Source organism: Armatimonadota bacterium, from assembly GCA_025059775.1.
Taxonomy (GTDB): Bacteria; Sysuimicrobiota; Sysuimicrobiia; order Sysuimicrobiales; family Sysuimicrobiaceae; genus Sysuimicrobium.
This window is the reverse complement of the sequence record JANXCW010000047.1, coordinates 1-604: the sequence shown is the minus strand read 5'-3', so window position 1 is coordinate 604 and position 604 is coordinate 1. Positions and strand designations below refer to the sequence as shown.

Annotated in this window: 1 protein-coding gene; it reads right to left on the bottom strand. The window is 59.4% G+C overall.

Annotation, left to right across the window (positions count from 1 at the left end; all coding sequences use genetic code 11):
• Nucleotides 1-108: 108 nt before the first annotated feature.
• Nucleotides 109-604 (bottom strand): ATP-binding cassette domain-containing protein (locus tag N0A24_12290; protein MCS7174114.1); only part of this gene is annotated, 496 nt, incomplete at its 5' end.

The following is a 604-nucleotide window of genomic DNA, read 5'->3' as shown; positions in this document are numbered from 1 at the left end:
CTTTGGCCAGATAAGGGCTACGGGCGGGCCGTGGGGAGAAGCCAATTTTTTATGAATTGGGCAGATTTCATAGGACGGCCCCCTCAGCCCCAAAAAGTCTTCCAGCCTTCAGGTTAACCAGCGCTTCCGACGCTTATACCATTTGGCTTCGCGGAATCGTTTGCGAGCCCCCAGCTCCGTCAATCCAAGATAGAACTCCCGGATGTCCGGGTTATCTCGGAGGACGGCCGCCGGCCCTTCCATCACCACACGGCCGTTCTCCAGGACATAGGCATGTTGGGCGATCTCCAGAGCCAGCCTGGCGTTCTGTTCCACCAGCAGGATGGCAATGCCTTGCTCCTGATTAAGCCGCGTGATGATCTCCATGATCTCCTGCACGATGAGAGGGGCCAGGCCCAGGGAGGGTTCGTCCAGGAGCAGCAGTCGAGGGCGGGTCATCAGGGCCCGACCGATGGCCAGCATCTGTTGTTCTCCTCCGCTGCAGAACCCTGCCATCCGGTTCCGGATGGTCTTGAGATGCGGGAAGTAGTGATAAACCAGCTCCAGCCGTTCCGAGATGCGCCGCTCATCCCCATGATGAGCCCCCACTCGCAGGTTCTCCTCC